The following is a 26,674-nucleotide window of genomic DNA, read 5'->3' on the forward strand; positions in this document are numbered from 1 at the left end:
GCCGCACTTGGCGACCTTTTACAAACAAATAGCGTTTCAATGCCAACAAATCGTAGGCTTAGCCCTTACCGCCTTTGATTGCATTGATGATTTCACTGGTTGAGCAACCATCCTCAAAGTTCAATACACGAACTTCGCCACCTGCAGCGATGACTTCTTTACCACCAGCAATCTCTTCTGGTTTGTAGTCACCACCTTTTACTAGCAAGCTTGGCAGAACTTCCGAGATCAAACGTTGCGGCGTATCTTCACTAAATGGTACTACCCAATCCACAGCGCCCAAACCTGCCAATACCGCCATGCGGCGATCGGTTGGATTCACAGGACGACCAGGCCCTTTAAGACGCTTCACTGATTCATCGGTATTCACCGCAACAATCAGGCGATCACCAAGTTCAGCAGCATGGTTTAAGTAAGACACATGCCCAGCGTGAAGAATATCAAAGCAGCCGTTTGTCATAACGACTTTCTCGCCACGTGCACGTGCTTTTTTCACTGCTTCAATCAGCGCTTTTTCTGAAATCACACCGTAATCCGTGTCTTGGCTGCCATGTACCGCTTCTGCTAGTTCAATTTCAGACAAGGTCGAGGTACCAAGCTTACCAACAACAACGCCTGCCGCAGCATTCGCTAGTGCACACGCTTCTTCGAAGGATTTGCCTGCGGCAACAGACGCTGCCAATACAGAGATCACCGTGTCGCCCGCACCTGTCACGTCGTAAACTTCTTTCGCTTGAGTCGGAAGGTGGAATGGCTCTTGACCACGGCGGATCAACGTCATGCCGTTTTCACTACGCGTAACCAGTAGCGCTTCAAAATCAAACTCTTCAACAAGCTGAAGTGCTTTTTCAACCAGCTCTTGGTCTGATTTTACTTTGCCAACGACATCTTCAAACTCTTTCATGTTTGGTGTTAAGAGTGTCGCGCCGCGGTAGCGTTCAAAATCCGCACCTTTAGGGTCAATGAAAACTGGAATGTGTGCTGCGCGCGCTTTTTGGATGTATGCCTGAACATGCTCTAACGAGCCTTTTGCGTAGTCAGACATAATCACGGCTTTAACGTTTGGCAGTGCGGCATCCATACGCGATAGCACAGGTGCAGAATCTGTGTTTTCAAACTTATCTTCGAAGTCGAGACGAATAAGCTGTTGTCCACGGCTCATTACGCGAAGCTTCGTAATCGTTGGGTAATCCGGCAGTGCAACGAAATCGCATTTCACATTGAGTGAGCTCAGCGTCTCCGTCAGCACTTTTGCAGGCTCATCTTCCCCTGTTAGACCAACAATGTGAGCATGGCCACCTAGTGATGCGATGTTCATCGCAACGTTCGCAGCACCACCAGGACGCTCTTCATTGTTTTCTACTTTTACAACAGGAACCGGCGCTTCAGGAGAAATGCGTCCGGTTGGGCCATACCAGTAACGATCTAGCATGACATCACCGATGATGAGCACACCAGCGCTGTTGTAATCAGGTAGAATTGGTTTCATTATTGGTCTCCAAAAATTAAATCGAAGTGAGTTTATCACAGCCCTTATCGAGGCTAAATATATGGTCTTAACTGAACCACTGATTCCAAGCCTGTTTTACCCACTCCCTTTCGGCAACAAACTTATCTTCCACCACATCAGCATCTAAATTGAGTAGATTTCTTCGGTGTATTTCGTTTCGCATTGTCGTGTAGGCACGTATCAACTGCATTGCCTGGTCTTCGTCCATGACATTTTGTGCAATGAGCGTTTCAAAGATACGCACATTATCACACCAACGCGTTAATTTCGGCTTATCGTGACTATAGTTGAGCACTAAGTACTGAGCGAGAAATTCGATATCGGTAATCCCTCCCACATCTTGCTTGAGCATAAAACGGCCGGGCTTTTTCCCCCCAAGATGACCGCGCATTTTCTCTCTCATTTCGACAACGGCTTTTTTCAGTTCCGCCCGATCGCGCGCTTTGCACAACACATCATGTCGCGTATTGTGAAATGCAATAGCAAGGGGTTCATCGCCGTAAATCAAGCGCGCGCGCACAAGTGCTTGATGCTCCCATGTCCAGGCTTCTTGATGCTGATAATCGTCAAACGCATCGGTTGGGCTAACCAACAAACCTGACGCGCCAGATGGGCGCAAGCGGGTATCGACTTCGTACAAAATGCCGGAAGCGGTGCGAGTCGAGAAAATATGAATGATGCGCTGCGCTAGGCGAAGGTAGAACTGACGACCGTCGATTTCCTTTTTGCCATCTGTATAGACATTGACTGGGCAGTCATGCATAAAGACGATATCCAAGTCGGAGTTATAGCCGAGTTCCCAACCACCGACTTTGCCATAGCCAATGACGGCAAAACCCTTGCCTTCACGATCTTTTACATGCGTTGGCTCGCCGTATTTTTCGGACACTTGCAACCAAGCCTGACTGACCACAGCATCAACGATAGCTTCCGCCAAATAGGTTAAGTGATCACTCACTTTCATCACCGGCAATGCACCAGCAATATCCGCCGCCGCAATACGTAAAATGCAGATTTGCTTAAACTGGCGCAACGCTTCCATTTGCTGCTCCATATCATCTTCTGGAATACGGGCCAGATAATCACGCAGCTCTGTACGGTAACTGTCTAATGGGATTGGATTGTACAACTGTGCAGGGTCGATCAACTCATCGAGTAAGATCGGATACCGAGATAGCTGCTCTGAAATCATTGGGCTTGCGGTACACAAACGCACGAGCTGTACTAGAGCCGCTGGGTGCTCATCCAATAACTCCAGATAAGTCGTACGAGTGCAGATATTGTGCAGTAAATGCAGCACTCGCGGTAAACCAAACTGTGCATCAGGGTGGGCAAACACCGCATCAAACACCTTCGGCATTAAACGGTTTAACACTTCGCGTCCACGCGGTCCTAACGTTTTTTTAGCCAGATCAGTTTTAAAGTTGATGATGGTTTTCGCGCATGAAGCAAAGTCTTCAACCTGAATATCCTGCTGCAAGATATGTTCAAGCACATCTTGTTTGTTCGCCATATCCCATAACTCATGAAAATGACGAGCAACCGTAGTGCCCTCGTCTTCTTCATCATCACCAATTAACGACTCAAATACTTGATGAACATTCGCCATGTGCTGCTGAGTTTGCTCAATCAGTTGGTCCCAAGAGGTCATTTGCATCGCGGTAGCGAGCTTTAAGCGTTCGATTTCGCAATCAGGCAGCGTCTGGGTTTGCCTGTCCGCCATCGCTTGCAACAAGTTTTCTAATTGACGCAAGTACTTGTATGCGGCTTCTAGACTGCTGACTTCTTGCGAAGTGAGTAACGCCAGCTCTTCAATGCCTTGCAGCGTTTCCAACAACCCTCGATTACGAAGAGAAGGCTCGCGACCACCTCGAATTAATTGAAAAACTTGGGCGATAAATTCAATTTCTCGGATACCACCTGCGCCTAACTTGATGTTGTTGTTCAAACCTCGGCGGCGAACCTCACTACTGATCATCGATTTCATCCGACGCAAAGACTGAATCGCACTGAAATCAATATAGCGACGAAAAACAAAAGGACGCAGCATTTGGCGTAGCTCTTGGTATTGCGGGTACATTTCGCACCCCATCACTCGAGCTTTGATCATCGCGTAACGCTCCCAGTCACGTCCCTGTTCTTGATAGTAATCCTCTAGTGCCGCATAGCTCATGACTAATGGGCCACTCTCACCAAACGGACGCAAACGCATATCGACACGGTAACAGAAGCCATCGAAGGTTTGTTGGTCGAGCGCTTTGATGATGCGTTGACCAAGGCGAGTAAAGAACTGGGCATTGGCAATGCTGCGGCGAGCGCCTTGGGTTTCGCCATTCTCTGGATATGTGAAAATTAGATCAATATCGGATGAAAAGTTTAGCTCGCCGCCACCTAGTTTCCCCATGCCGATAATCAACATCGGCTGTACTTCACCTTCCTCACTCGTCGGCGTTCCCCACTCCTGACAACACGCTTGATATTGCCATTGATAGGTTTCAAAAATCATCGCTTCAGCCAACTCGGATAAGTGGCTTAAAGAAGCTTCTAGCGACCATGTATGCGTGAAATCCTTCCACGCAATGTACACCATTTCTCGGTTGCGAAACTGACGCAATACTCGATGACCAGACATCTCATCCGGGCATTGTCCCAGCAGTGCCGCAAGACGTGAACGGTAAGATTCTTGACGACTTGGTTGCGCTAACATGTTTGGCAACTCACGCGCTAGGACTTCATCGCGATGAATGGCTTCGGTAATAAACTGGCTTAAGCCCGCCACATAGCGAAATTGCTGCGCAATCTCATCTGGCCAAAGGGGAAAATAACCTGCCTCTTGAGCATTTTGTACGGCAGATTCAGCGATAGAAATCAGTGGCGAAGGCAGCTGCATTTTTCTTCCTTGTTTGAAAAGCACGGTAACTCATTCTTTATACCAGACTTAAAGCAAATAAAAACGCCCACAAAAGGTTTGTGGGCGTTTTATCAAAAGTTCTGGATGGAATATTAAACTTGGAAAGATTTGATCTTCTTATCTAACTCGCCAGCATTATTTTGCATCATTTCAGAAGTTTCTAGCAGCTCTGTCACAACCACAACCGAGGCTTCCACCAGCTCACGTACATTGGTGAGGTTTTGACTCATCTCTTCTGCAACACTGCTTTGCTGACCAGACGCCGTCGCGATTTGGAAGTTCATGTCATTGATTTGCGTCACTTGCCCAACAATACCATCGAGCTCAGATCCAGCATTAGAAACCAGCTCGTTTCCGTCGGCCGCTTCCACTACGCTTTTCTCCATGAGTTCTACAGCAGATTCTGCACTGGTTTGCAGCTGAGCAATCATCTCTTGAATTTCTACCGTCGCTTGTTGTGTACGCTGAGCAAGGTTACGGACTTCATCTGCAACCACCGCAAAACCACGACCCGCCTCGCCAGCTCGCGCCGCTTCAATCGCCGCATTCAGTGCAAGCAGGTTAGTTTGTTCAGAGATACCTTGAATCGTACCCACAACACTACCAATGGATTCAACACGTTCTTCGACCTGGTTAACCGCCTGCGCCGATGAAGCGATGTCCGACGAGAGTTCACTCATTTTCGCCATCGTACTTTGCAAGAACTGTTGACCAGAAATCGCTTGTGCGGAAGCTTGCTCTGTAAGAGAAGACGCCGTCTGGGCATGTTCTGCGACGGTTTGCACCGTCGACGACATTTCACTCATCGCCGTCGCAAGTTGATCAATTTCGTTAAACTCTTCTTGCGCCGACTCTTTCGTTTCCGACATGCTCAGCGTCATCACTTCCGTGAGTGTGGATAACTCATCAGAAGCGTTGATTTGCATTTGAATCACATCGTGCAATTGGCGACGTGTCTTTTCTAATTCACGTGCCACGTCTCCGTATTCATCTTTACAATCCATACCAAATGGCACGGAGAGGTTCTTGCTCGCCATCAGTTTGATCGCGTCGCTCAGATACTGTGTTTGATGCAGCATCACTCTAGCCGCCGCTAATAAGAGTACGACAAAAACCACAATCAATAAGGCGGTTTGCCAAGCAACTTGCGTTAAGTATGCTTCGTAATGCTGTTGGGCAACTTGCGCGTTTTGTGTCGCCGCTAAAAGTGAATCGTAAAAGGTGTTCGCGTCCCACAGTTGTTTTGCCACTATCAGGACAGTACTGAAGACCATCAACATGACCATTTTAGGAACCAGTCGAATGTCGGATATGACCCTTTCCCATGGCTTAAATGCCAGCTTTTCCATTGTCAGTTCTCCACCGAGTCTTATATAGTCTTTATCTATAATCTTTATATTACTTATAGTTATGTTCGCGTTTAGCGTGGTTACGCGATTTATTTCGAGCTTCGTATGAAAAACAATGATATCAAAGACAGCACACGACCGATGGGCCTGTTGTCACTAATATTGTCTTTTATGGCACTATTTGTGATCTCTGGCTTGTTGTTTTTCCCGATCGATCACGAAACCCGTCAAGTTCTTATCGGTCTGGATTTCATAATCTGTAGTATTTTTCTATTACAGCTCACCATTGATTTGATCCGGTCCACAGATCGGTGGCTATTTCTTAAACGTCATTGGATAGATTTCGTGGCGAGCATCCCATTAATAGAGCCACTGCGCTTTGCTCGTATCTTTCATATTCTTCGAGTGGTATTAGTACTGCGCTCGTCGAAGTTCATTTTGCATCAGCTCAAAGAAAACCGCCGCGAAACCACGGTCGCCTCAATATTACTGTTGATGGTGATCCTCATTACGCTCGGTTCTAGTGCAATGCTGTTTATCGAAGCGAAAAACCCAGAAGCGAATATTCGCACTGGCGCCGATGCTTTGTGGTGGGTGTTCGTAACGATCTCAACCGTTGGTTACGGCGATCATTATCCGGTGACATCAATAGGAAAGTTTTTAGCCGTCATCATCATTGTTTGTGGCGTGGGGATCTTTGGTATGATTTCGGGTCTTATCACCTCTATCCTTACTGCCCCGACAAAACAACAGACGCACAGCTCAATCAATAAAGAACGTATGCTCGAGCAGCTCCTAAGCCAACAAGCGCAAATACTAGAACGACTCGATTTCATGGAAAAAGAGCTACAACAACGTAAAACAGAGACAAAAAAATAGGACCATGCGGTCCTATTTTTTGTCCTTATCACCAGAACGATCATTCACGCCAATAAGGCTGCACTTCTACACTGATCGCTCGGGTTTGATCCATTGCATGCAAAATTGAACGCTCTTGACGGTGCAACCAGCGTTCTAACTGTTCTTTTTCTGCGTCTTCCAGCATATCAACCAACGGGAGCAAGTGGTTCAGCATTAGCAGATCATCGATACCATGCACCAGATCCGCCCATGGCAAACGGAAGCTATTACGCTCATCCGAGTTATACAAACTCGCGAAACCAATGCCAGTATAGAGGTTACGCAGTAAGCGATAGCGCTGATCAACGTACTCTTGCGCCGTCAGATCGCGCTCTGCTGGGAAAGCTTCCATTAGTTCTGCCCAAGTGCGATCGAGCTGAGTGACTGAAAACGGCATGATATTACTTGCCATTTTTTCGCGCGCTTTTTCATCAAGAAACGGCTGCCAGCCACGCGCTAAGATCCAGCGACTAAGATCCAGCAATAACCCGGTGTAACGCGCGGAATTGAGCAGCCCTAGCACTTCTTCACGGCTTGGCAGCTCTTGTAGCTGCTGAGTCAACTCAGATACTAAGAACTTACGCGCATCCAACTTACGCAGCACGTTGCCTTTGTCATCCAAAAGTTCTTCAAGATGCGCGTGCTCATCCAACCAACTCAGCTCTTCTTCCAACCATTTGAGCTCTTGGCGCAGGATAGCGCTAGCACGACGAGGAACAACACCACCAAAAATGGTCAATGTTTGACGAATAAAACGAATGGCATTGCTGATTTCACGTAGCGCTTCCACATTGTCACGCTCAGCATAAATTTGCTCGTGATAATGCCAGTGAGATAGGGCGTGTTCTAAAGAGTTGATCAAGCAGTATTCAACGGTATCCGTCGGGCTACTGTCCACAAGCGCCAACGATTTTACTTCATCACCTGCATAGCCACTTGCAAGTCGATAGCCTTTCGCCGCTTTACTCAAGTTACCCAAACGCATGCCACCTTGCTCACAAAAGCTACGTGCTAGTGTAAATAGGGCATCGGTTTGGCCCGATTTAAGTTCCAGTTCAACTTCGCAAATCGGTTCTTGTTTCTCTTCCCCATCTTCACCTTTGGCGACGACCATACCTTGGTCAAACGCCACTTCTATTTGGCTACCGTCTGGCATGCCAATCAGCCACTGTTCACGTGTGAAGTTGGTCGAGAATAACGGCATAAGCTCAGATTGCAGCGTTGCTGCGTCTTTACCTGGCGGCCAAATGTCTACAGGATGAAGCGACAGGTTAGGCTCGTCGCTAGTGTGCTCAGCATTGTATTCTGGTCTTTGATGTAAGCCTGCGACGACGCGTCCTGCTGTCTTTACGGTTTGGACGAATACATCATCAAAACGGCGAATTCTTAAACCAATGTCGTGCTTTCTCAGCCATTTATCGGCGGTATCAAAGTAGGTGTTACCCAAGTCACGACAACTATGCTGAAGTACTTTTGTCTCAGAAATTTTTTCTTTTAAAGTTTCTGAAAATTCAGGAGAAACAAAAAACTTCAGTTCTATTTCGGTTTCCATAGCTATACCTTTCAAAGCAGATAGAAACAGGATATTGCGTAATTTCTCGCACGGCAAGAGAGAAATATCGCCGGAATGATGATCTAAAACAGTTTTAATGAGCGATTTAATGCGTTACCATGCGCGCCTTTATAGCCATCGTTCAACATTTCGCCAAGCACTCAGAAATGGTGTATGTTTTTTTAAGGTTATAGTTATTAGGTTGAATGACCATGCCAGTAAATACAATTATGGGGTTATTTGCAAAGTCCCCAATTAAGCCTTTGCAACGCCACGTTGTGTGTGTCAACGAATGTTGTTCACACTTGGTGAAATTCTTTGAAGTATCTTCAAAGGGTGACTGGGAAAAAGCATCTGAAATCCGTGCACAAATTTCTCACCTAGAGAAAGAAGCGGACGTGCTGAAACGTGAAATCCGTCTAAAACTGCCTCGCGGTTTGTTCATGCCAGTAGACCGTACTGACATGCTTGAGCTTCTGACTCAGCAGGACAAACTTGCAAACCTGGCAAAAGACATTGCTGGCCGTGTATATGGTCGTCAACTTGTCATTCCTGAGGCTCTCCAACCAAACTTCCTCGCTTACGTTCAACGTTGTCTTGATGCGGCCGATCAGGCGCAAAAGGTAATCAATGAACTTGATGAATTGCTAGAAACCGGCTTCAAAGGTCGTGAAGTGACGCTCGTCGCTGAAATGATTCATCAATTAGATGTCATCGAAGATGATACCGATGCTATGCAGATTGAACTTCGTCAACAGTTGATGGCGATTGAGTCTGACATGAACCCTATCGATGTCATGTTCTTGTACAAGATTCTTGAATGGGTAGGTGGTATTGCCGACCAAGCGCAGCGCGTAGGTGCTCGTTTGGAAGTCATGCTATCTCGATCTTAAAACATAAAGTTAACGACATAACGAAGAGCATAATGAACACGTGTCATAGGGACGATGACTATTTTCATCGTCTTATGGTTTGGCGCGCGTAAAATTTTGTTCCGCTTGTTATAAAACAACTAGGTATTACGATGGATATCCTTGCGAACTACGGCACTGTCCTGATTATTGTTGCAGCGATTTTTGGTTTCATGATGGCGATTGGTATTGGCGCGAACGACGTTGCTAATGCGATGGGTACATCAGTAGGTTCAAAAGCGCTAACCGTAAAACAAGCTATCATCATTGCGATGATCTTCGAATTTGCAGGTGCTTACCTTGCAGGCGGTGAAGTAACCGACACTATCCGTAAAGGTGTAATCGAAACTTCTTTATTTGCTAGTCAACCTGACGTTCTTGTCTACGGTATGATGTCTGCTCTTTTGGCTGCGGGTACATGGTTACTTCTTGCCTCTTACATGGGCTGGCCAGTATCTACGACTCACTCAATCATCGGTGCAATCATTGGTTTTGCATGCGTATCAGTAGGTACTGAAGCGGTTGACTGGGGCAGCGTTCAAGGCATTGTTGGTAGCTGGATTATTACACCAGTGATTTCAGGTTTCTTTGCTTACGTTATCTTTGTCAGCGCACAACGTCTGATTTTTGATACTGAGAACCCGTTATTCAACGCCAAACGTTTTGTTCCTGTTTACATGTTCATCACAACAATGGTGATTGCACTTGTAACTATCAAAAAAGGTCTAAAACACGTTGGTCTTCACCTAACCAATGGCGAAGCTTGGATGTGGGCAGCAGCAGTTTCAGCACTCGTGATGGTTGGCGGCTACGTATACATCCAGAAAAAATTCGCTAATCGCGAAGAAGACCGCAGCTTTTCTGGCGTGGAAGGTATCTTCAGCGTTCTGATGGTTATCACCGCTTGTGCAATGGCATTTGCACACGGTTCAAACGACGTTGCAAACGCCATTGGTCCACTGTCTGCTGTAGTATCGACTGTTGAACACATGGGCGAAATCAGCACGAAAAGCACCATCGCTTGGTGGATTCTACCTCTTGGTGGTATTGGTATCGTGGTCGGTCTTGCTACACTGGGTCACAAAGTAATGGCAACCGTTGGTACAGGTATCACTGAGCTAACTCCTAGCCGTGGTTTTGCAGCTCAGCTAGCAACCGCTTGTACTGTTGTTCTAGCTTCTGGTACTGGTCTGCCTATCTCAACCACTCAAACATTGGTTGGTGCGGTTCTCGGTGTTGGCTTTGCTCGTGGTATCGCGGCACTAAACCTGGGCGTGGTTCGTAACATCGTGGCATCATGGATCGTTACACTACCAGCAGGTGCACTATTGGCCGTTGTATTCTTCTACGGACTTCAAGCAATGTTCGCTTAAGACACTCGTCAATAGAATGTAAGCGCTTTGTCATTATTGACTCAAACGCACAGAAAGGGAGGCTTTGCCTCCCTTCTTTGTTGCACCGAAGTTTGAAACTGCATACTATTCGTCTATTTCCGGCTCCAATCATTCGGTGCCAACGCTGTCTCCAAGAAAAATCGTTAAGGGATTTACTGTGAAAAAACTAATCATCACGGTTTTGTTTACTTTGCTAGCAGCGCCAGCGGCCCTAGCAGCAGACCGTTATATTTCTGATGACCTCTTCACTTTTATGCACTCAGGTCCAAATAACACCTACCGTATTATTGGTAGTGTTAATGCCGGTTCTAAAGTACAACTGATTAAAACCAACCGAGATACTGGCTATACGCAAGTTCGTGATGACCGCGGTCGTACTGGTTGGGTACAAAGCAAGTTTGTGACAAACCAAGAAAGCATGGCGATTCGCCTTCCTCGCATTGAGAAAGAGCTAGCAGAAGTGAAAGAGCAGCTTGCTAACGCTCGTAAAACTTCTGATGCAGAGAAAGCCGGCCTTGTTACCTCTCTAGAAACGCGTAACCAACAAATTTCCGATCTTGAGAATAAATACTCTGAGATCAGCGACCAGCTTACTTCTGTTGAAACAGAAAACCGCGAGCTGCGCGCTAAACTGGATACACAAAAAGACGACATGCTGCTTAAGTACTTCACTTATGGCGGCGGTGTTGCAGGTTTAGGTTTGCTATTTGGTTTGATTCTTCCGCATGTCATGCCTCGTAGAAAACGTTCACCTGCGGGTTGGGCATAAATCCTTCGCCCTTTTATCTATAAAAAAGAATGCAAAAGCCAGTCGATATTCGACTGGCTTTTTTGTTTGCTTAGTTTTACGGAAATCTGCACTACTCACCCATTGAACTAGACGCTCGACGACGATCCGTTGCGCCATAAAGCTTGCCATCTTTTAGCTCAATTGCATTCAAACCACTTACCACTGGAATAACGTGTACTGGGTAGCCAAGCTCCATAAACTCCGGCACCAACATTTCTGCGAAGGTTTTCTTCTCCACTAGCAAGCCTGTTGGGTCATACGGCTTAGTGCGGTCTATCTTGGTGCCGTACTGGATATTTGGTAGGTCAATGGCGTCTTGCGCTGATAACTTCCAATCCAGTACCCCAACCACGGTTTTGAGTACATACCCCGGAATTTGCGAACTGCCCGGCGAGCCGACCACTAAGCGCAGATTGCCATCGCCGTCCATCACCATTAATGGCGTAATGGCTGAGCGTGGACGCTTACCCGCTTCAATCGAGTTTTGAGTAGGCTTACCGTTAAGCGTTGGTTGAGGTGAAAAGTTTGCCATTTGTGCATTCAAGATAACGCCATCAACCATGACACCAGCTCCCATTCCCGTGCCAACGGTACTGGTCATAGCAATCGCATTACCTTCCCTATCAACGATAGAAATGTGCCCTGTATCTTTGCTCTCGAAGCCTTGATATTGCGCATACTGAGTTTGCGTTATCTGTCCGGCTTTTGGATTCTCTTTCGAGGTGCCATTCTCAGGGATTAAATCACGTCTCTGGTCCAAATAGGTTTTAGATAACAATTGTTCAACTGGTGCTTCCACATAATCCGGATCTCCGGCATACGCAATACGATCAGCTTTTGCTAAGCGCATCGCCTCAGTCATTAAACGCCAAGGCTCTACATCAGTTAATGCCATCTGAGATATATCGTACGGCTCCAGCAATTTCAGACTTTGAGCAACCATCACACCGCCAGAGGCCGGGTAACCAAACGAAACTATTTTGTTGCCTCGATAATCGCTTTCAATAATATCGCGAGATTTAACCTGATAGTTTTTAAAGTCCTCTAACGACAATTTCTCATGTTGATCGTTAATACGACGATTCACCGTATCAACAATATGTTGACCAAGTGCACCACCATACAAATAGCGTTCGCCTTGCTGAGCTATTTTCTCTAGCGTCTCAGCCATTTTAGGGTTCTTCATTAACGTCCCTGTTGGCTTCACTTCATCATCTTGCCAATACAAGGCTTTAATTTCTGGGTCGCGAGCCAAACGTGATTGCTCTCGCACGACGATATCATAGGTATAGCTGTTCATCGCGTATCCATCACGCGCGAGCTTAATCGCAGGTTGAACCAACTCAGACCATGGTAATTTGCCGTATTGCTCATGAGTGGAATAAAGTAGACGCAAGGTGCCCGGCACTGCAACGGAGCGAGGCCCCAAAATTTCATCGCGGCTGAGTGCTTTCCCATTTTCAATAAACATCTCAGGGTGAGCGCTAGACGGCGCTTCATCTCGCCCATCAAGGGCTAAAAACTTCTGCTTGTCATGTTGATAAAACAGCGCGAAAGTACCGCCGCCAATTCCCGTCATATCCGGTTCAACCACAGACATCACCATCTGCATCGCGACCATAGCATCAACGGCGTTCCCGCCATCTTTCAATACTGAATAACCAGTGCTGCTCACGTAAGGGTTGGTCGCGCTGACCATAAAATCTTGTCCGTTATTATCTGGTGTTATAGGGAAAGGGGTCGGCTTTGCTGCGTAACTTAACGACGCAACAACACTTAAAGAAAAAATCAGAATACGCATGTGTCTCTGTGTAGACTCCTGTTATTTCATGGGGTCTAACGTGGACCAGGTCGTGATGACGAAGTTCGTCAATATGGCGTTTTTTTACACAACGCTGACTGGAGTTATTCTACTAATACATGACTGATATTGATGTAATTTAAACGACTGAGAAAAGCTATATTTAGCTTGTGTGAGTCCCTAAAAATCATCACTCAAATAGATAAAAAAGACCTTATGAGAAACAAAAAAGCCAGCGACATAACCTCGCTGGCTTGATGATTTACTATAAAAAACGGCTACCCTTTCCACTCATACAACGCTGGGATACGAATTTGCTCACCTTGGAACTCGACAATCACCGCTTGCGGTTGTATTTCTCTTAATGTGACCTGCCCATCAACAACGTCTCCTTGATGATATTCAACATTGTTAATTTTCACCCAACGGCGATTTTCATCACTGGCGTACATGTGAGTTTGCAAATTGAGCGCAGGTAAACGCCCTTGCCATTGGTGAGCGTTGCGCTCTAAATCGTTCACGCGCACCGTTTGTGGTGAAGGCGCATCATCTCGGGATAACGCATTTTCGACCTTTCGCGCCAAATCAGGAGATAATGAGGACAAGTCAAGATCATCCAGAGACAAACCTAGGTCCTCTTCAACTACTGAAGTGCCTTGAGTTGATACAGATGTTTCTATCTCGTCTTTGTTTGCTGTATTACTCACGTATTCATCAGATGTTGCAAACGTACCAAAATCACGAGACAGCTCTGCACTTGGCCACTCTCTCGGCAATTGCGCCAACTGAGTAGTTTCAGGATAGTCCAATGCTTTGAACGGTTGTTCCGCTTCCATCTTAGCCTTAGGGGCGGAAGTACTAGCTTCAGCATGAGGCGTAAGGAGATCTAAATACCAAGCAACTCCGATTGCAGCAACGGTGATCGGCAACAAGAACAAACCAATATGTTTCATGGCTGACATTATGCGTCCTCCTTCTCGATTAGTGCCAGTTGAGGCGCATCTGGCTGCACGTTTTGTTGAAGACGATCTAGCGTTCGCTTACCTGCAATGCCGTCGACCCCGATACCTTGCCAACGTTGGAATAACTCAACGCGCTCTTTCATCGCACCATCAAAAATAGACGTTTCAAGCAGTGGCTCACTTACCGCTTCTGCTAATAATCGGTCTAATACTTCGATCGCAGGACCTTCCATGTCTAAACGTAATGTCTCTTTCAACGGTGCTTGCCACAGTTCAATGATATTGCCTTGCCACATCGGCTTTAGCCACGAAATAGGCAGACGCAGACGCTGCTTACCATTGAGCACTTCGACTTTGTCATTGCCGACGGCGTACAAAATGACATACCCAACATCACCTTGATAATTCAACTCCAAAATTACAGGACGATTTTGTTGCATCAGCAGCGGCCAGGTCGCCATTTTACGCTCACAACGCATGGTCGATTGGGGCTCTGATAAACAAAGATTGTCGCGAACCGATGCTTGATAACCCCACAAACGATACAAATCATTCACAGCGAGATTCGACTGTTTTTGTGCTAACAATAAGTCACGCTGATCATCTGTCAATTGTTGGTTGACGACTATTGGCGTTGGCTCCTCTCTTGGTGCGGTCACTTGCGCCAACACTGACGTTGCTTGAGCTGGCATATAATTCACGACCGCCCACCCCGTACCTAATGCCGCAATAAGACCCACCGTGACTGAGCCCCAAGCAGGCCAACGGAAAGTACGGCGCTCTTTTTTATCTTGCTGATAAATATCTGCCTGAAACTGCATCACCTCTTCACAAGCCTGCTGAACGGTTTGCTTATCCACAACCACATTACCTTGGTGATAACTGATGTTGAGAGATTTATCACAGATAAGATTAATCAAGCGCGGGATGCCGTGACTGTATTTGGCAATGAGTTTACAAGAAGCACGATTAAACAGTTGCTGGTCACCACCTGCCGTATGTAATCGAAACGCGATGTAATCTTCTGTCTCTTTTTCATCCAACGGCAACAAGTGATAACGCCCAGTAATGCGCTGAGCGAGCTGGCGTAGTTGCGTCGTTTGTAATAACCGCTGTAATTCAGGCTGTCCGACCAACAACACTTTGAGCAGTTTTCTGGTATCGGTTTCCAAATTGGTCAACAAACGTAACTGCTCTAAAACGTCGGCAGCAAGGTGTTGAGCCTCATCAATGACCAGCAATGTCTGCCAGCCTGAACGATAATTACGCAGCAAGTATTTGTGAATCACTTGGTTTAGCTGTTTGAGGTTTGCATCTGGCGGGTAAGTAATTTTGAATTCATCGCAAATAGCTTCGAGCAAGTCTCGACTCGAAAACGTGGGATTTAGGATCAGACCCGCTTTGGTGTTATCACCTAAATTCGCCAGCATCGCTTTTGCGACGGTCGTTTTGCCTGTACCCACTTCGCCAGTAAGCATAGCAAAACCACCGCCATCGCCTAGCCCGGCTTGGAGATGTGTGATTGCCTCTTTGTGACGTTGGCTTAAATACAAATAACGCGAGTTTGGAACAATCGAAAATGGTTGTTCTACAAACCCAAAAAAGTCCTTATACATTAGGCTCTCCAGCTAAAAAACCACCAGGGAATAGTCAGATATAATATAAACATAGCTGCATCTACTCTCGGGAGTAAAGAAAAGTACCATTGCTTGCTACAATGTCCAACGGCATATCAATAAATTAAGAGGTAATTCGTGCAAGTTTATTTAGTAGGTGGCGCAGTTCGAGATAAATTGCTCGGAATTGATAGTTATGACAACGACTGGGTGGTCGTAGGTGCGACTCCCGAGACGATGCTGTCCCAAGGGTACACCGCCGTTGGTAAAGACTTTCCTGTATTTTTGCACCCAAAAAGCAAAGAAGAACATGCACTTGCGCGAACAGAAAGAAAATCAGGCTCTGGTTACACTGGCTTTGAGTGTTTCTTTGATCAAAGTGTCACCTTAGAAGAAGATTTAATTCGTCGTGATTTAACCATTAATGCAATGGCAATGGATGATGCAGGTAAGCTCCATGATCCTTACGGCGGCCAGAAAGATCTCAACGATAAACTGCTACGCCATGTCTCAGACGCCTTTATCGAAGATCCTCTACGCGTTTTACGTGTCGCTCGCTTTGCTGCCAAGCTGGCTGATCTAGACTTTACGGTTGCCGACGAAACCATGCAGTTAATGCGCCACATGGCAGAATCTGGAGAGCTGAGCACACTGACTCCCGAGCGTGTTTGGCAAGAATGGCATAAATCCCTTTCCACTCCTCGCCCTGATATTTTCTTATCGGTTCTAAGAGATTGTGGTGCATTGGCCGTTGTTTTACCTGAAATTGATGCACTATTTGGCGTACCTCAACCAGAAAAATGGCATCCAGAAATCGATACGGGCATCCATACTTTGATGGTGGCAGAGCAAGCTGCAAGACTGAGTGACTCACTCCCCGTCAGATTTGCCGCTCAAGTGCATGACTTAGGCAAAGGGGTAACACCAGAGAGCGAATGGCCAAGCCACAAAATGCATTGTCATACAGGATTAAAACTGATCAAAAAGCTGTGCGAACGTGTCCGGGTACCGAATGAGTTTCGTGATTTAGCCTTGATGGTGTGCGAACAGCACTCCAATGTCCATCGCGCGGCCGAGTTAAAGCCGCAAACCATCATAAAAATACTCAACAAATTCGATGTGTGGCGCAAAGCTGAGCGCTTAGAAGATATTTTAATATGTTGTCAGGCTGACCATGCAGGTCGAAAAGGGTTGGAAGAGAAGCCTTATCCTCAAGCTGAGATTTTTACCCACGCTTATCAAGCCGCAGCCGCCGTAGATGTTCAGAGCATCATTAAGGATGGATTTAAAGGCCCGGCAATACGTGATGAACAAGAAAAGAGACGGATTGAAGCGGTAAGAGTCGCTTTGAATAAGTGATCTGAGCTCAGATTAATTAACCGAATTGTATTCATGCCAGGTCATTCCAGCGAGCCTTAGCGAGACTAGGAATCTAATATCAGCACGCAGGGAAGTTTTAGAAATGGCCAACGCCACAAGAAACTCGGAGAGAAGATTCTGAATCTCGCTCCTTCGTCGCTGTTCAGAATGACGTTGTGGTTTAGGTATGCAGCTTGCGGTTAAGCAAGCTGCCAATCCGTCGCGTTATCAGGCGCTAAGCAAGAACGCAAACAAGCCGAAACCTAGAATCAGACGGTAAATCACAAACGGTGTCATGCCCATACGTGAAATCATCTTTAAGAAGAAGTGGATACAGATGTACGCACTGATAAACGATGTGATGATACCAGTCAGCAAGAAACCAATATGGACAGGTTCACCACTGGTCACTAGCTTCATGCCTAAGTAGCTACCTGCTAATGTAATGATCGGGATCGACATTAAAAATGAAAAGCGCGCAGCCGCTTCTCGAGTAAAACCAAGGTAAAGTGCAGCCGTAATGGTCGCCCCTGAACGCGACGTTCCAGGAATCATCGCTAAGGCTTGGGCAATACCGATAAACACGGCTTTCTTCCAACCCGTTTGGTATTCATCCGCAACCAACTTAGCGTTTTTGTCTACCCACCAAAGCAACAAACCAAATACGATCGTTGTGGTCGCGATGACATAAGCGCTACGTAGATACACTTCAATGATGTCTTTCATCAACAAGCCAAACACACAAGCTGGAATCGTGGCGATCACGATCATCCAAGCAAGTTTTGCTTCTTTACTCCGATCTCCTTTAAAGATCGAAGCAAATAATGCCTGGAACAGAGTGATCACTTCATGGCGAAAATAGATCACTACCGCCATTAATGTACCGACGTGAACAGCAACATCAAAAGCTAGACCTTGGTCTTCCCATCCCAAAATGGCGGAGGGCAGGATCAAATGGGCAGAGCTCGAAATAGGCAAAAACTCTGTCAGACCCTGAATCAGAGCCAGAATAAAGGCTTCAAAATAACTCATGTAAACAACTCAAATTAAAAATGAAAAGAAACAGGTTTGAGTGAATCGACTGGCTGCATTGCATGCCAAATATCTGCGACTGTGCGTCCATCGCCTGGGATCACTAATTGAGGTTCGAGATCATACAGAGGCTTTGTGACAAAAGGATATTTGTAGATATCACTGCGAGGTAGCTCAGGTTTTTTCTTGGAGACGCATTCACCGAACAACACTATATCGAGATCCAGTGTTCGATCCTGATACTTTTGCGCATTTTCTTCGCGTCCCCACTTAAATTCAATCTCACGTAGCTGATGACTCAACTCTTCTAATGACAACTCGGTACGCATTGCAACGACAAAGTTGTAGAAGTTCTGGCTGCTAAAGCCAATAGGTTCACATTCATATACCGGCGATACGAGGAGACTTTCTCCAAGCTGTAGCAGCTCCTGATACGCAGCGAGCGCATGTTGCTCTCTTTCTACATTCGTACCAACACCGATATAGGTGGTGATCATGCTTGACCTCGCTCAATCACGACACCAACAGCGCGAGCTTGTGGCACGGCACCAGGTTTTGCTAAACGGATTTTCACCCAAGGCACAGAGAAACGCTGCATGATAAGCTCTGCCACTTCTTCGGCTACACGTTCAACCAACAGAAAACGACCATTTTCAATATGGCTCAGTACCGCCTCACTCACTTGTGAATAATCCAACGCATCTTGCACATCATCGCTTTTACCCGCAGGCTTGTTGTCGTGCGCCATTTCGATATCCAGAACCAACTTTTGTTTAATTTGTTGTTCCCAGTCGTACACGCCAATCGTGGTGATTACTTCTAATTGTTCAATAAAAACTTTATCCAGAGCCATCTTATGTCCTTCTATTACAGAGGTCGGATACCCGTGAGGGGTAATTTGATCGTAGTATTCTATACCTAAGTAACATTTACTTGGGTCATCACAATGTTACTTAGGTATAAACTGCGAAAGCATCTTTATATACAAGAAATCACATAATGCAAGCTCTATCACAGTGAGGATTTCTGCATTATGTGAATTCGAGGTATGATAGCAACTACGCGGGAACCGAGCATTAAATTCCAATCCATCAAGGACTTCTATGGACGCACTGGCACTGATAATGACAATGGCCGCCTATTTACTGGGTTCGGTTTCCAGTGCGGTTTTGATCTGTCGACTCTTAAAACTGCCAGATCCACGCAGTGTAGGCTCCAACAACCCTGGAGCAACGAACGTATTGCGTATTGGCGGACGAGGAGCCGCTGTTTCAGTCTTGTTGTGCGATATGCTCAAAGGCACCATCCCCGTGTGGGGCGGATACTTTCTTGGTATCGACCCTATCATTCTTGGCGTCATCGCCATTGCTGCCTGTCTTGGCCACATGTACCCTATCTTTTTCCACTTTAAAGGCGGAAAAGGTGTCGCAACCGCGCTTGGCGCTATCGCTCCAATTGGTTTGGACTTAACAGGATTAGTGATGTTAACTTGGCTGTCAGTAGCCGCGCTATTCCGCTATTCATCCTTAGCGGCTCTCGTCACGGTTTTGGTCACTCCGTTTTATACTTGGATGTTTAAACCGCAATACACGTTACCTGTTGCTATGCTGTGTTGCTTAATCGTATTTAAGCATCATCAAAATATTCGTCGGCTTTTGTCTGGCGACGAGCCAAAAATCGGCGAGAAGAAACTGACACAAAAAAACTCGGCTTAATGCCGAGTTTTTCGTTTAAAGAGGGATGCATTGGTTATGCATGAACTCGATTCAGGAAGTTCAACAACATTTGGTTGACGAACTCCGGCTGTTCTAAACAACTGATGTGTCCCGCTTGCGGAATTTCTACCAACTCACTGCCCGTGATACAGTCTTTCATTAAATACGATTCGAAAACCGGGCGAGGCTTATCTTCACAGCCCACCGCAATTAACGTCGGCAGAGCGAATTTTTCCGAATCTTCAATCACATCACGGCGACCAAACACCATGCGACCAATGCGAGCCACTTCAACCGCACGCTCACCACTCAGGCTTTCTAAACTGCGTTTGAATGCAGCGACCAACTCAGGATTCACCTGCTCAGCGTTATTAGCAAAAAACAATGGCACGACAGCTTCAATAATTGGCGCAGGCACCGCTTGGACTTGGCTGATGGTATCAAGCATTGCAAAGTACTTTTTATACGTAACTTCTGGCTCCCAACCAATGAAGGTATCCATCAATACCAGTGATTTCACACGTTGCGGTGCTTGAGCCGTCAGTTCCGCTCCCCACATGCCGCCAACAGATAAGCCCACCACCGAAAACTCTTCAATGTCCAAATGATCCATCAACGCCAACATATGTTGTGCATAATCAACCAATGACTGTGTCGATGCAGGGGCCGCTTCTGACTCACCATGTGCCCACAAATCTGGCACAATACAACGATATGACTGGCTTAAAGCTTCAATTTGTGGCGCCCACATTTGGCTATCCCACAAATAACTGTGACCAAACAGTAATACTGGACCATCACCTTTATCAAGGTAAGCAAGTTGCTGACCTTCAATTTCAAACTTGTTCATTGTTATATCCATTTCTTATTCTTCCGCATCATCCTATCACTGAAACGATACCGAACTGCTCGCATCAGTCAGAATGTAAACGAAGCTTTTCATTGAATAGCTAAAAATAAAGGCCTCTGATGAGCAGAGACCTTTATCGTAGTGAATCTATTTCAAACCTACCGCATAAGTTTGATTAAGCGACTGGCGTCAGTTGGTCAATCGGCCAACGTGGGCGAGCCTCTACCGACATATCGGCCACTTCACCATTCTTCAAACGCTGCATACCAGCGTAAGCGATCATCGCACCATTATCCGTACAGAACTCAGTTCGTGGGTAGTAAACCTCGCCGCCAACTTTCTTCGCTAGCTTCTCTAACTCTGCACGTAAACGACGGTTAGCACTCACACCACCAGCAATAACAATACGCTTCATACCTGTTTGCTCAAGCGCGCGTTTACATTTAATCGCCAATGTTGCACACACGGCTTCTTCAAATGCCAGAGCGATGTCTGCGCGAGTTTGCTCGTCATCGCCATTCGCAGCAATCGTATTTGCTGTAAAGGTTTTCAGGCCAGAGAAACTCATATCCAAGCCAGGGCGATCAGTCATTGGGCGCGGGAACTTAAAGCGACCCGGCGTGCCTTTTTCTGCCAGTTTAGACAACAGCGGGCCGCCTGGGTAATCCAACCCCATTAGCTTCGCTGTTTTATCAAACGCTTCGCCCGCCGCATCATCAATCGACTCACCCAAAATTTTGTACTCACCGATGCCTCTCACTTCAACCATCATCGAGTGACCACCCGACACCAACACTGCCACAAACGGGAATGGCGGTGGGTTATCTTCCAGCATTGGAGCCAACAGGTGACCTTCCATATGATGAACAGGTACCGCTGGCACTCCCCAAGCATAAGCAATACTGCGACCAATAGTAGCGCCCACTAATAGTGCACCAACGAGACCCGGCCCCGCGGTGTACGCGACACCATCAATGTCTTTCGAAGTTAAGTTCGCTTCTTTTAGTGCCTCTTTAATAAGAGGAATGGTTTTCTTTACATGGTCACGTGAAGCCAACTCAGGCACCACACCACCGTAATCTGCGTGCAGTTTTACTTGGCTGTAAAGCTTGTGTGACAGCAGACCTTTTTCATCATCATAAATCGCGATGCCAGTCTCGTCACAAGAGGTTTCAATACCGATAATGCGCATGGTTTTCTCAGTATGCTTTCTGTATAGAGGAAATTTGGGCGTCATATTACCTCGCCTTGGTGCTGCAAACAAATTTTGTACAGACAATAATCGACAAAAGGCTTTACAAAGTAGTTGTGATCGGATTAAAATTCCGCACCATTTTTGATCAAGCTGGTAAGAGACCAAACAATTGTGATTTGGTCTGTTGAATGCCAGCGTTAACGAATAACCCCTGAGGTGAAAGGCATATGCCAGTAGTTAAAGTACGTGAAAACGAACCGTTCGACGTTGCTCTACGTCGTTTCAAGCGCTCTTGCGAAAAAGCAGGTATCCTTTCTGAAGTGCGTCGTCGTGAGCACTACGAAAAACCAACTACAGTTCGCAAACGCGCTAAAGCAGCAGCTCAAAAGCGTCACGCTAAGAAGCTAGCTCGCGAAAACGCTCGTCGCGTTCGCCTGTACTAATAACTGAGCTCCAAAAGGAATTTAGTTATGGCTCTGATTGATCAACTCAAAGAAGAGCAAAAATTAGCGATGAAAGCCAAGGACAAATTGCGCCTTGGTACTATTCGTTTAGCCCTATCAGCAATCAAGCAACGTGAAGTTGACGAGCAGATCACTCTGAACGATGACGACATTCTTGCGGTATTGACCAAAATGGTTAAACAACGTCGCGACTCTGTAGCGCAGTATGAAGCAGCGGGTCGTCAAGATCTTGCTGATGCGGAACAAGCAGAAATTACCGTTCTTGAGGACTTTATGCCTCAACCACTGACAGACGAAGAAGTAGCGGCTCTTATCGAGAACGCGATTGCTGAATCTGGCGCAGCTGGCATGCAAGACATGGGCAAAGTAATGGGCGTTCTGAAACCGCAAATTCAAGGGCGCGCAGATATGGGTAAAGTAAGCGGTTTAGTTCGCGCTAAACTGGCTTAAGATACCCCACCCAATTGCAGCAAGCCGTGCTATCCTTTGGAACGCACGGCTTGTTTGTATCTGGATGAATGGAATGAAATAAGTGAGCAACACGCTTATTCTTTTAAAGCATTCACTCCACTCATCATCTTCTTTTTTTGTTAGGTTTTATGGCTGGACACATCCCTCGCAGTTTTATCGATGACCTTCTAGCTCGACTTGATATTGTCGATATCATCGACGCACGTGTGAAACTTAAGAAAAAAGGCAAAAACTACGGCGCATGCTGCCCGTTCCACAACGAAAAGACGCCGTCATTCAGCGTCAGTCAAGAAAAACAGTTCTACCATTGTTTTGGTTGTGGTGCGCACGGAAATGCCATCGACTTTTTGATGGAATTCGACCGGCTAGAATTCGTCGAAGCCATTGAAGAACTCGCTTCATACTTGGGCTTAGATGTTCCTCGCGAACAACGTAGCGGCGGTAATGGTTCGTTCCAGTCAGGCCCACAAGCAAGCAGCAGTGAAAAACGTAATCTATACGACTTAATGGGCAGCATTGCTCAATTTTATCGTAACCAACTCAAGCAGCCAGCAAGTAAAGTGGCGATTGAGTATCTAAAAGATCGCGGCCTGTCTGGTGAAATCGTCCAGAAGTTTGGCATCGGCTATGTGGCTGATGAATGGGATTTAGTTCGTAAGAACTTTGGCCAGAATAAAGAAAACCAAGACATGCTCGTCACAGGCGGCATGTTGATTGAAAACGATAAAGGCAACCGCTACGACCGATTCCGTGGTCGAGTGATGTTTCCTATTCGAGACAGACGCGGCCGAGTAATAGGCTTTGGTGGTCGAGTATTAGGTGATGGGACACCGAAATATCTCAACTCACCCGAAACCCCGATATTTCATAAAGGTAAAGAATTGTATGGCCTTTATGAAGTACTACAAGCGTACCGTGAGCCACCACAAATTTTAGTGGTTGAAGGCTATATGGATGTTGTCGCGCTTGCTCAATATGGCGTAGATTATTCCGTTGCCTCATTGGGTACCTCTACAACGGGCGATCACTTGCAAGTATTATTCAGGCAAACAAGCACTGTCGTATGTTGTTACGACGGTGACCGCGCAGGTCGTGAAGCCGCGTGGCGTGCCATGGAAAATGCATTGCCTTACCTAACTGATGGTCGCCAGTTAAAATTCATGTTTTTGCCGGATGGAGAAGATCCCGACTCTTATATCCGACAAAACGGAAAACAAGCATTTGAACAACAAGTGTCTAATGCGATGCCCTTGTCTGAATTCATGTTCAGCTCATTGACTCAGCAAGTCGATATGAGCACGAAAGAAGGCATGGCAAAACTGAGTACCCTTGCTGTTCCTCTCATCGACAAAGTCCCTGGCGGCACTTTAAGACTATACTTGAGAGAACTGCTTGGCCGCCGTTTGGGTTTGGTTGATGAACGCCAACTACAGCAGCTAATTTCAAAACAAGGTAAAGAGGATAAAAGGCCTCAACCTCATAAAGAAATCAAGCGAACGCCGATGCGAGAAGTGATCGCGTTACTGATTCAAAACCCACAATACGTAAGTATGGTGCCAGATCTAACTAGCGTTAGAGATTTACCCATTCCTGGTCTAAGTTTATTTGTTGATGTACTTGATAAATGCCAAGCGCATCCCCATATCAACACAGGCCAATTATTAGAGCATTGGCGAAACAGCCAAAATGAGACCCTTCTGTCTCGTCTCGCGAGTTGGGACATTCCACTCGATGAGGACAACCAAGAAGAAATATTTTTAGACTCACTGGATAAAATTATTGCCCAGTGCGTAGAAAAACAAATTGAAAACCTGCAGGCCAAAGCAAGAAGTGTCGGTTTATCAGCCGAAGAGAAAAGGGAGCTGCTAGCACTTATGCTAGATTTAAAAGCGTAACCCTGTTTAATTAGTCAGCAACGATTTAATTTGTTATAGTAAGTGGTTTGCATTTCGCATACTGATTCCTTCACCAGATTACGAAGTTGGATACCGTCTATGGATCACAATCCGCAGTCACAGCTAAAGTCACTTGTTATTAAAGGCAAGGAACAAGGCTATCTGACCTACGCCGAAGTAAATGACCACCTACCTGCTGAAATCGTAGATTCAGAACAGGTAGAAGACATCATTCAGATGATCAACGACATGGGCATTAAGGTAGTAGAAACTGCTCCTGATGCTGATGATTTAGCACTGAACGATGACACAAATATTACCGATGAAGATGCAGCCGAAGCTGCAGCCGCTGCACTGTCTAGCGTAGAGAGTGAGATTGGTCGTACAACAGACCCAGTACGTATGTACATGCGTGAGATGGGTACTGTCGAACTTCTAACTCGCGAAGGCGAAATCGACATCGCAAAACGTATTGAAGAAGGTATTAACCAAGTTCAATCGTCTGTTGCTGAATACCCAGGTACGATTCCGTACATTCTTGAGCAATTTGACAAAGTTCAAGCTGAAGAACTGCGTCTTACTGACCTTATTTCAGGTTTTGTAGACCCAGATGCTGACGACACCGCTGCCCCAACAGCAACACACATCGGTTCTGAACTGACTGAATCTCAGTTAGAAGAAGAAGAAGACGATGAAGACGTTGATGACGACGAAGATAGCGATGACGATTCAGATGATTCTGAAGAAGATGTAGGTATCGATCCAGAATTAGCGCTAGAGAAATTCAACCAACTACGCAGCACCTATCAAAATCTTCAATTAGCAATCAACGAGTACGGCTATAACAGCCCGAAAGCAACCGTTGCTAATGAAATGATGCTAGACGTATTCCGCGAGTTTCGTCTAACGCCTAAACAGTTTGATCACCTAGTGAATGAACTGCGTACTGCTATGGATCGCGTTCGTACTCAAGAACGCCTGATCATGAAGTCTGTGGTTGAATACGGCAAAATGCCGAAGAAATCATTCATCGCGCTGTTCACTGGTAATGAATCAAGTGAAGCTTGGTTGGATGAAGTTCTTGCTTCAGACAAGCCATACGCTGAAAAGATCAAACGTAACGAAGAAGAAATCCGTCGTTCAATCGCTAAGCTAAAAATGATTGAAGAAGAGACTTCTCTAAACGTACAGAACATTAAAGACATCAGCCGTCGTATGTCTATCGGTGAAGCAAAAGCTCGCCGTGCGAAGAAAGAGATGGTTGAAGCGAACTTGCGTCTTGTAATTTCTATCGCGAAGAAATACACCAACCGTGGCCTACAGTTCTTGGATCTTATCCAGGAAGGTAACATCGGTCTGATGAAAGCGGTAGATAAGTTCGAATACCGTCGTGGTTACAAGTTCTCGACTTACGCAACCTGGTGGATCCGTCAGGCAATCACTCGTTCAATCGCGGACCAAGCACGTACGATTCGTATCCCGGTACACATGATCGAAACGATCAACAAGCTAAACCGTATCTCTCGTCAAATGCTGCAAGAGATGGGTCGTGAGCCACTACCGGAAGAACTGGCTGAGCGCATGCAGATGCCAGAAGACAAGATTCGCAAAGTTCTGAAAATCGCTAAAGAGCCTATCTCAATGGAGACACCAATCGGTGACGACGAAGATTCGCATCTAGGTGATTTTATCGAAGATACAACGCTAGAACTGCCGCTAGATTCTGCAACTGCAACTAGTCTTAAAGTGGCAACAAAAGACGTGCTTGCAGGTCTAACACCACGTGAAGCGAAAGTACTTCGTATGCGCTTTGGTATCGACATGAACACTGACCATACTCTAGAAGAAGTTGGTAAGCAGTTCGACGTTACTCGTGAGCGTATCCGTCAGATCGAAGCAAAAGCACTACGTAAACTTCGTCACCCAAGCCGCTCAGAGACTCTGCGCAGCTTCCTAGACGAATAAACGCAGCGCATATAAGCTTTAGAAATCAAAAA

Annotated in this window: 22 protein-coding genes; 10 read left to right on the forward strand and 12 right to left on the reverse strand. The window is 46.2% G+C overall.

Features of this window, described 5'->3' with window-relative positions; all coding sequences use genetic code 11:
* Window positions 1–58 precede the first annotated feature (58 nt).
* The 3 genes from hldE to NL643_RS05985 form a co-directional block, all read right to left on the reverse strand.
* Window positions 59–1,489: a bifunctional D-glycero-beta-D-manno-heptose-7-phosphate kinase/D-glycero-beta-D-manno-heptose 1-phosphate adenylyltransferase HldE gene (gene hldE / locus NL643_RS05975; protein ID WP_114323136.1), complete on the reverse strand. Its 1,431-nt coding sequence runs from the start codon at window positions 1,487–1,489 to the stop codon at window positions 59–61.
* A 67-nt stretch (window positions 1,490–1,556) separates the two neighbouring features.
* The gene (gene glnE / locus NL643_RS05980) at window positions 1,557–4,400 is read right to left on the reverse strand and encodes a bifunctional [glutamate--ammonia ligase]-adenylyl-L-tyrosine phosphorylase/[glutamate--ammonia-ligase] adenylyltransferase (RefSeq protein WP_253644085.1); all 2,844 of its coding nucleotides are present in this window, start codon (window positions 4,398–4,400) and stop codon (window positions 1,557–1,559) included.
* Window positions 4,401–4,513: 113 nt separating this feature from the next.
* Window positions 4,514–5,770, reverse strand: coding sequence for a methyl-accepting chemotaxis protein (locus NL643_RS05985; RefSeq protein WP_253644086.1), 1,257 nt, complete (start codon window positions 5,768–5,770; stop codon window positions 4,514–4,516).
* Between the two features lie 105 nt (window positions 5,771–5,875).
* Between NL643_RS05985 and NL643_RS05990 the strand changes: the two genes are divergently transcribed.
* Window positions 5,876–6,649: a potassium channel family protein gene (locus NL643_RS05990; protein ID WP_145533419.1), complete on the forward strand. Its 774-nt coding sequence runs from the start codon at window positions 5,876–5,878 to the stop codon at window positions 6,647–6,649.
* 40 nt (window positions 6,650–6,689) lie between these two features.
* Here the strand turns inward: NL643_RS05990 and NL643_RS05995 are convergent, their stop codons facing one another.
* Complete coding sequence (locus NL643_RS05995; protein ID WP_005395946.1) at window positions 6,690–8,222, reverse strand: inorganic triphosphatase; 1,533 nt, start codon at window positions 8,220–8,222, stop codon at window positions 6,690–6,692.
* A gap of 212 nt (window positions 8,223–8,434) precedes the next feature.
* Here NL643_RS05995 and NL643_RS06000 point away from each other — a divergent pair, with 212 nt between their 5' ends.
* The 3 genes from NL643_RS06000 (at window position 8,435) to NL643_RS06010 (ending at window position 11,296) form a co-directional block, all read left to right on the forward strand.
* Window positions 8,435–9,115 carry a TIGR00153 family protein gene (locus tag NL643_RS06000; protein ID WP_031780508.1) on the forward strand — a complete coding sequence of 227 codons (681 nt, stop codon included), beginning with the start codon at window positions 8,435–8,437 and terminating at the stop codon, window positions 9,113–9,115.
* A 131-nt stretch (window positions 9,116–9,246) separates the two neighbouring features.
* Window positions 9,247–10,506, forward strand: coding sequence for an inorganic phosphate transporter (locus NL643_RS06005; protein WP_005395948.1), 1,260 nt, complete (start codon window positions 9,247–9,249; stop codon window positions 10,504–10,506).
* A gap of 178 nt (window positions 10,507–10,684) precedes the next feature.
* A complete protein-coding gene (locus tag NL643_RS06010) occupies window positions 10,685–11,296 on the forward strand; it encodes a TIGR04211 family SH3 domain-containing protein (protein WP_031780509.1) in 612 nt (203 codons plus the stop codon).
* A gap of 91 nt (window positions 11,297–11,387) precedes the next feature.
* Here NL643_RS06010 and ggt read toward each other — a convergent pair whose 3' ends face one another.
* The 3 genes from ggt to NL643_RS06025 form a co-directional block, all read right to left on the reverse strand.
* The gene (ggt, locus tag NL643_RS06015; RefSeq protein ID WP_253644087.1) at window positions 11,388–13,118 is read right to left on the reverse strand and encodes a gamma-glutamyltransferase; all 1,731 of its coding nucleotides are present in this window, start codon (window positions 13,116–13,118) and stop codon (window positions 11,388–11,390) included.
* A gap of 278 nt (window positions 13,119–13,396) precedes the next feature.
* Window positions 13,397–14,080: a general secretion pathway protein GspB gene (locus NL643_RS06020; protein WP_005395951.1), complete on the reverse strand. Its 684-nt coding sequence runs from the start codon at window positions 14,078–14,080 to the stop codon at window positions 13,397–13,399.
* Window positions 14,080–15,696, reverse strand: coding sequence for an ExeA family protein (locus NL643_RS06025; RefSeq protein ID WP_253644088.1), 1,617 nt, complete (start codon window positions 15,694–15,696; stop codon window positions 14,080–14,082). Before NL643_RS06025 ends, NL643_RS06020 begins: the two co-directional genes overlap by 1 nt.
* A 138-nt stretch (window positions 15,697–15,834) precedes the next feature.
* Between NL643_RS06025 and NL643_RS06030 the strand changes: the two genes are divergently transcribed.
* A complete protein-coding gene (locus NL643_RS06030; protein ID WP_253644089.1) occupies window positions 15,835–17,055 on the forward strand; it encodes a multifunctional CCA addition/repair protein in 1,221 nt (406 codons plus the stop codon).
* Between the two features lie 228 nt (window positions 17,056–17,283).
* Here the strand turns inward: NL643_RS06030 and NL643_RS06035 are convergent, their stop codons facing one another.
* The 3 genes from NL643_RS06035 to folB are packed head-to-tail and all read right to left on the reverse strand — an operon-like array spanning window position 17,284 to window position 18,940.
* Window positions 17,284–18,087 carry an undecaprenyl-diphosphate phosphatase gene (locus tag NL643_RS06035; RefSeq protein WP_006743204.1) on the reverse strand — a complete coding sequence of 268 codons (804 nt, stop codon included), beginning with the start codon at window positions 18,085–18,087 and terminating at the stop codon, window positions 17,284–17,286.
* Between the two features lie 14 nt (window positions 18,088–18,101).
* Window positions 18,102–18,584 (reverse strand): 2-amino-4-hydroxy-6-hydroxymethyldihydropteridine diphosphokinase, encoded by a 483-nt coding sequence (gene folK / locus NL643_RS06040; protein WP_253644090.1) that lies wholly within the window; start codon window positions 18,582–18,584, stop codon window positions 18,102–18,104.
* The gene (gene folB / locus NL643_RS06045) at window positions 18,581–18,940 is read right to left on the reverse strand and encodes a bifunctional dihydroneopterin aldolase/7,8-dihydroneopterin epimerase (protein ID WP_005395977.1); all 360 of its coding nucleotides are present in this window, start codon (window positions 18,938–18,940) and stop codon (window positions 18,581–18,583) included. The genes folK and folB overlap by 4 nt, the downstream gene beginning before the upstream one ends.
* Window positions 18,941–19,190: 250 nt before the next feature.
* Between folB and plsY the strand changes: the two genes are divergently transcribed.
* Window positions 19,191–19,802: a glycerol-3-phosphate 1-O-acyltransferase PlsY gene (gene plsY / locus NL643_RS06050; RefSeq protein ID WP_005379857.1), complete on the forward strand. Its 612-nt coding sequence runs from the start codon at window positions 19,191–19,193 to the stop codon at window positions 19,800–19,802.
* Between the two features lie 34 nt (window positions 19,803–19,836).
* Here the strand turns inward: plsY and NL643_RS06055 are convergent, their stop codons facing one another.
* Together NL643_RS06055 and tsaD are read right to left on the reverse strand one after the other, a co-directional pair.
* Window positions 19,837–20,652, reverse strand: coding sequence for an alpha/beta fold hydrolase (locus NL643_RS06055; RefSeq protein WP_253644091.1), 816 nt, complete (start codon window positions 20,650–20,652; stop codon window positions 19,837–19,839).
* A 175-nt stretch (window positions 20,653–20,827) separates the two neighbouring features.
* The gene (gene tsaD, locus NL643_RS06060) at window positions 20,828–21,844 is read right to left on the reverse strand and encodes a tRNA (adenosine(37)-N6)-threonylcarbamoyltransferase complex transferase subunit TsaD (RefSeq protein WP_046874179.1); all 1,017 of its coding nucleotides are present in this window, start codon (window positions 21,842–21,844) and stop codon (window positions 20,828–20,830) included.
* Between the two features lie 230 nt (window positions 21,845–22,074).
* On the opposite strand from tsaD, the gene rpsU reads away from it, so the two are divergent.
* From rpsU to rpoD, 4 genes are all read left to right on the forward strand, one after another.
* Window positions 22,075–22,290 (forward strand): 30S ribosomal protein S21, encoded by a 216-nt coding sequence (rpsU, locus tag NL643_RS06065; RefSeq protein WP_001145625.1) that lies wholly within the window; start codon window positions 22,075–22,077, stop codon window positions 22,288–22,290.
* Window positions 22,291–22,317: 27 nt separating this feature from the next.
* Window positions 22,318–22,761, forward strand: coding sequence for a GatB/YqeY domain-containing protein (locus NL643_RS06070; protein WP_005395984.1), 444 nt, complete (start codon window positions 22,318–22,320; stop codon window positions 22,759–22,761).
* A gap of 149 nt (window positions 22,762–22,910) precedes the next feature.
* The gene (gene dnaG, locus NL643_RS06075; protein WP_005379719.1) at window positions 22,911–24,677 is read left to right on the forward strand and encodes a DNA primase; all 1,767 of its coding nucleotides are present in this window, start codon (window positions 22,911–22,913) and stop codon (window positions 24,675–24,677) included.
* A 99-nt stretch (window positions 24,678–24,776) separates the two neighbouring features.
* Window positions 24,777–26,642, forward strand: coding sequence for an RNA polymerase sigma factor RpoD (rpoD, locus tag NL643_RS06080; RefSeq protein ID WP_253644092.1), 1,866 nt, complete (start codon window positions 24,777–24,779; stop codon window positions 26,640–26,642).
* The last annotated feature ends 32 nt before the right edge of the window (window positions 26,643–26,674 follow it).

The sequence above is a fragment of the Vibrio sp. Y42_MX_L11 genome, from assembly GCF_024181785.1.
Lineage (GTDB): Bacteria > Pseudomonadota > Gammaproteobacteria > Enterobacterales > Vibrionaceae > Vibrio > Vibrio diabolicus.

Excerpts from the sequence above, each read along its gene's own strand:
- hldE (WP_114323136.1), bottom strand. The coding sequence starts at position 1,489 with ATGAAACCAATTCTACCTGATTACAACAGCGCTGGTGTGCTCATCATC.
- glnE (WP_253644085.1), bottom strand. The coding sequence starts at position 4,400 with ATGCAGCTGCCTTCGCCACTGATTTCTATCGCTGAATCTGCCGTACAA.
- NL643_RS05985 (WP_253644086.1), bottom strand. The coding sequence starts at position 5,770 with ATGGAAAAGCTGGCATTTAAGCCATGGGAAAGGGTCATATCCGACATT.
- NL643_RS05990 (WP_145533419.1), top strand. The coding sequence starts at position 5,876 with ATGAAAAACAATGATATCAAAGACAGCACACGACCGATGGGCCTGTTG.
- NL643_RS05995 (WP_005395946.1), bottom strand. The coding sequence starts at position 8,222 with ATGGAAACCGAAATAGAACTGAAGTTTTTTGTTTCTCCTGAATTTTCA.
- NL643_RS06000 (WP_031780508.1), top strand. The coding sequence starts at position 8,435 with ATGCCAGTAAATACAATTATGGGGTTATTTGCAAAGTCCCCAATTAAG.
- NL643_RS06005 (WP_005395948.1), top strand. The coding sequence starts at position 9,247 with ATGGATATCCTTGCGAACTACGGCACTGTCCTGATTATTGTTGCAGCG.
- ggt (WP_253644087.1), bottom strand. The coding sequence starts at position 13,118 with ATGCGTATTCTGATTTTTTCTTTAAGTGTTGTTGCGTCGTTAAGTTAC.
- NL643_RS06020 (WP_005395951.1), bottom strand. The coding sequence starts at position 14,080 with ATGTCAGCCATGAAACATATTGGTTTGTTCTTGTTGCCGATCACCGTT.
- NL643_RS06025 (WP_253644088.1), bottom strand. The coding sequence starts at position 15,696 with ATGTATAAGGACTTTTTTGGGTTTGTAGAACAACCATTTTCGATTGTT.
- NL643_RS06035 (WP_006743204.1), bottom strand. The coding sequence starts at position 18,087 with ATGAGTTATTTTGAAGCCTTTATTCTGGCTCTGATTCAGGGTCTGACA.
- folK (WP_253644090.1), bottom strand. The coding sequence starts at position 18,584 with ATGATCACCACCTATATCGGTGTTGGTACGAATGTAGAAAGAGAGCAA.
- folB (WP_005395977.1), bottom strand. The coding sequence starts at position 18,940 with ATGGCTCTGGATAAAGTTTTTATTGAACAATTAGAAGTAATCACCACG.
- plsY (WP_005379857.1), top strand. The coding sequence starts at position 19,191 with ATGGACGCACTGGCACTGATAATGACAATGGCCGCCTATTTACTGGGT.
- NL643_RS06055 (WP_253644091.1), bottom strand. The coding sequence starts at position 20,652 with ATGAACAAGTTTGAAATTGAAGGTCAGCAACTTGCTTACCTTGATAAA.
- tsaD (WP_046874179.1), bottom strand. The coding sequence starts at position 21,844 with ATGCGCATTATCGGTATTGAAACCTCTTGTGACGAGACTGGCATCGCG.
- rpsU (WP_001145625.1), top strand. The coding sequence starts at position 22,075 with ATGCCAGTAGTTAAAGTACGTGAAAACGAACCGTTCGACGTTGCTCTA.
- NL643_RS06070 (WP_005395984.1), top strand. The coding sequence starts at position 22,318 with ATGGCTCTGATTGATCAACTCAAAGAAGAGCAAAAATTAGCGATGAAA.
- dnaG (WP_005379719.1), top strand. The coding sequence starts at position 22,911 with ATGGCTGGACACATCCCTCGCAGTTTTATCGATGACCTTCTAGCTCGA.
- rpoD (WP_253644092.1), top strand. The coding sequence starts at position 24,777 with ATGGATCACAATCCGCAGTCACAGCTAAAGTCACTTGTTATTAAAGGC.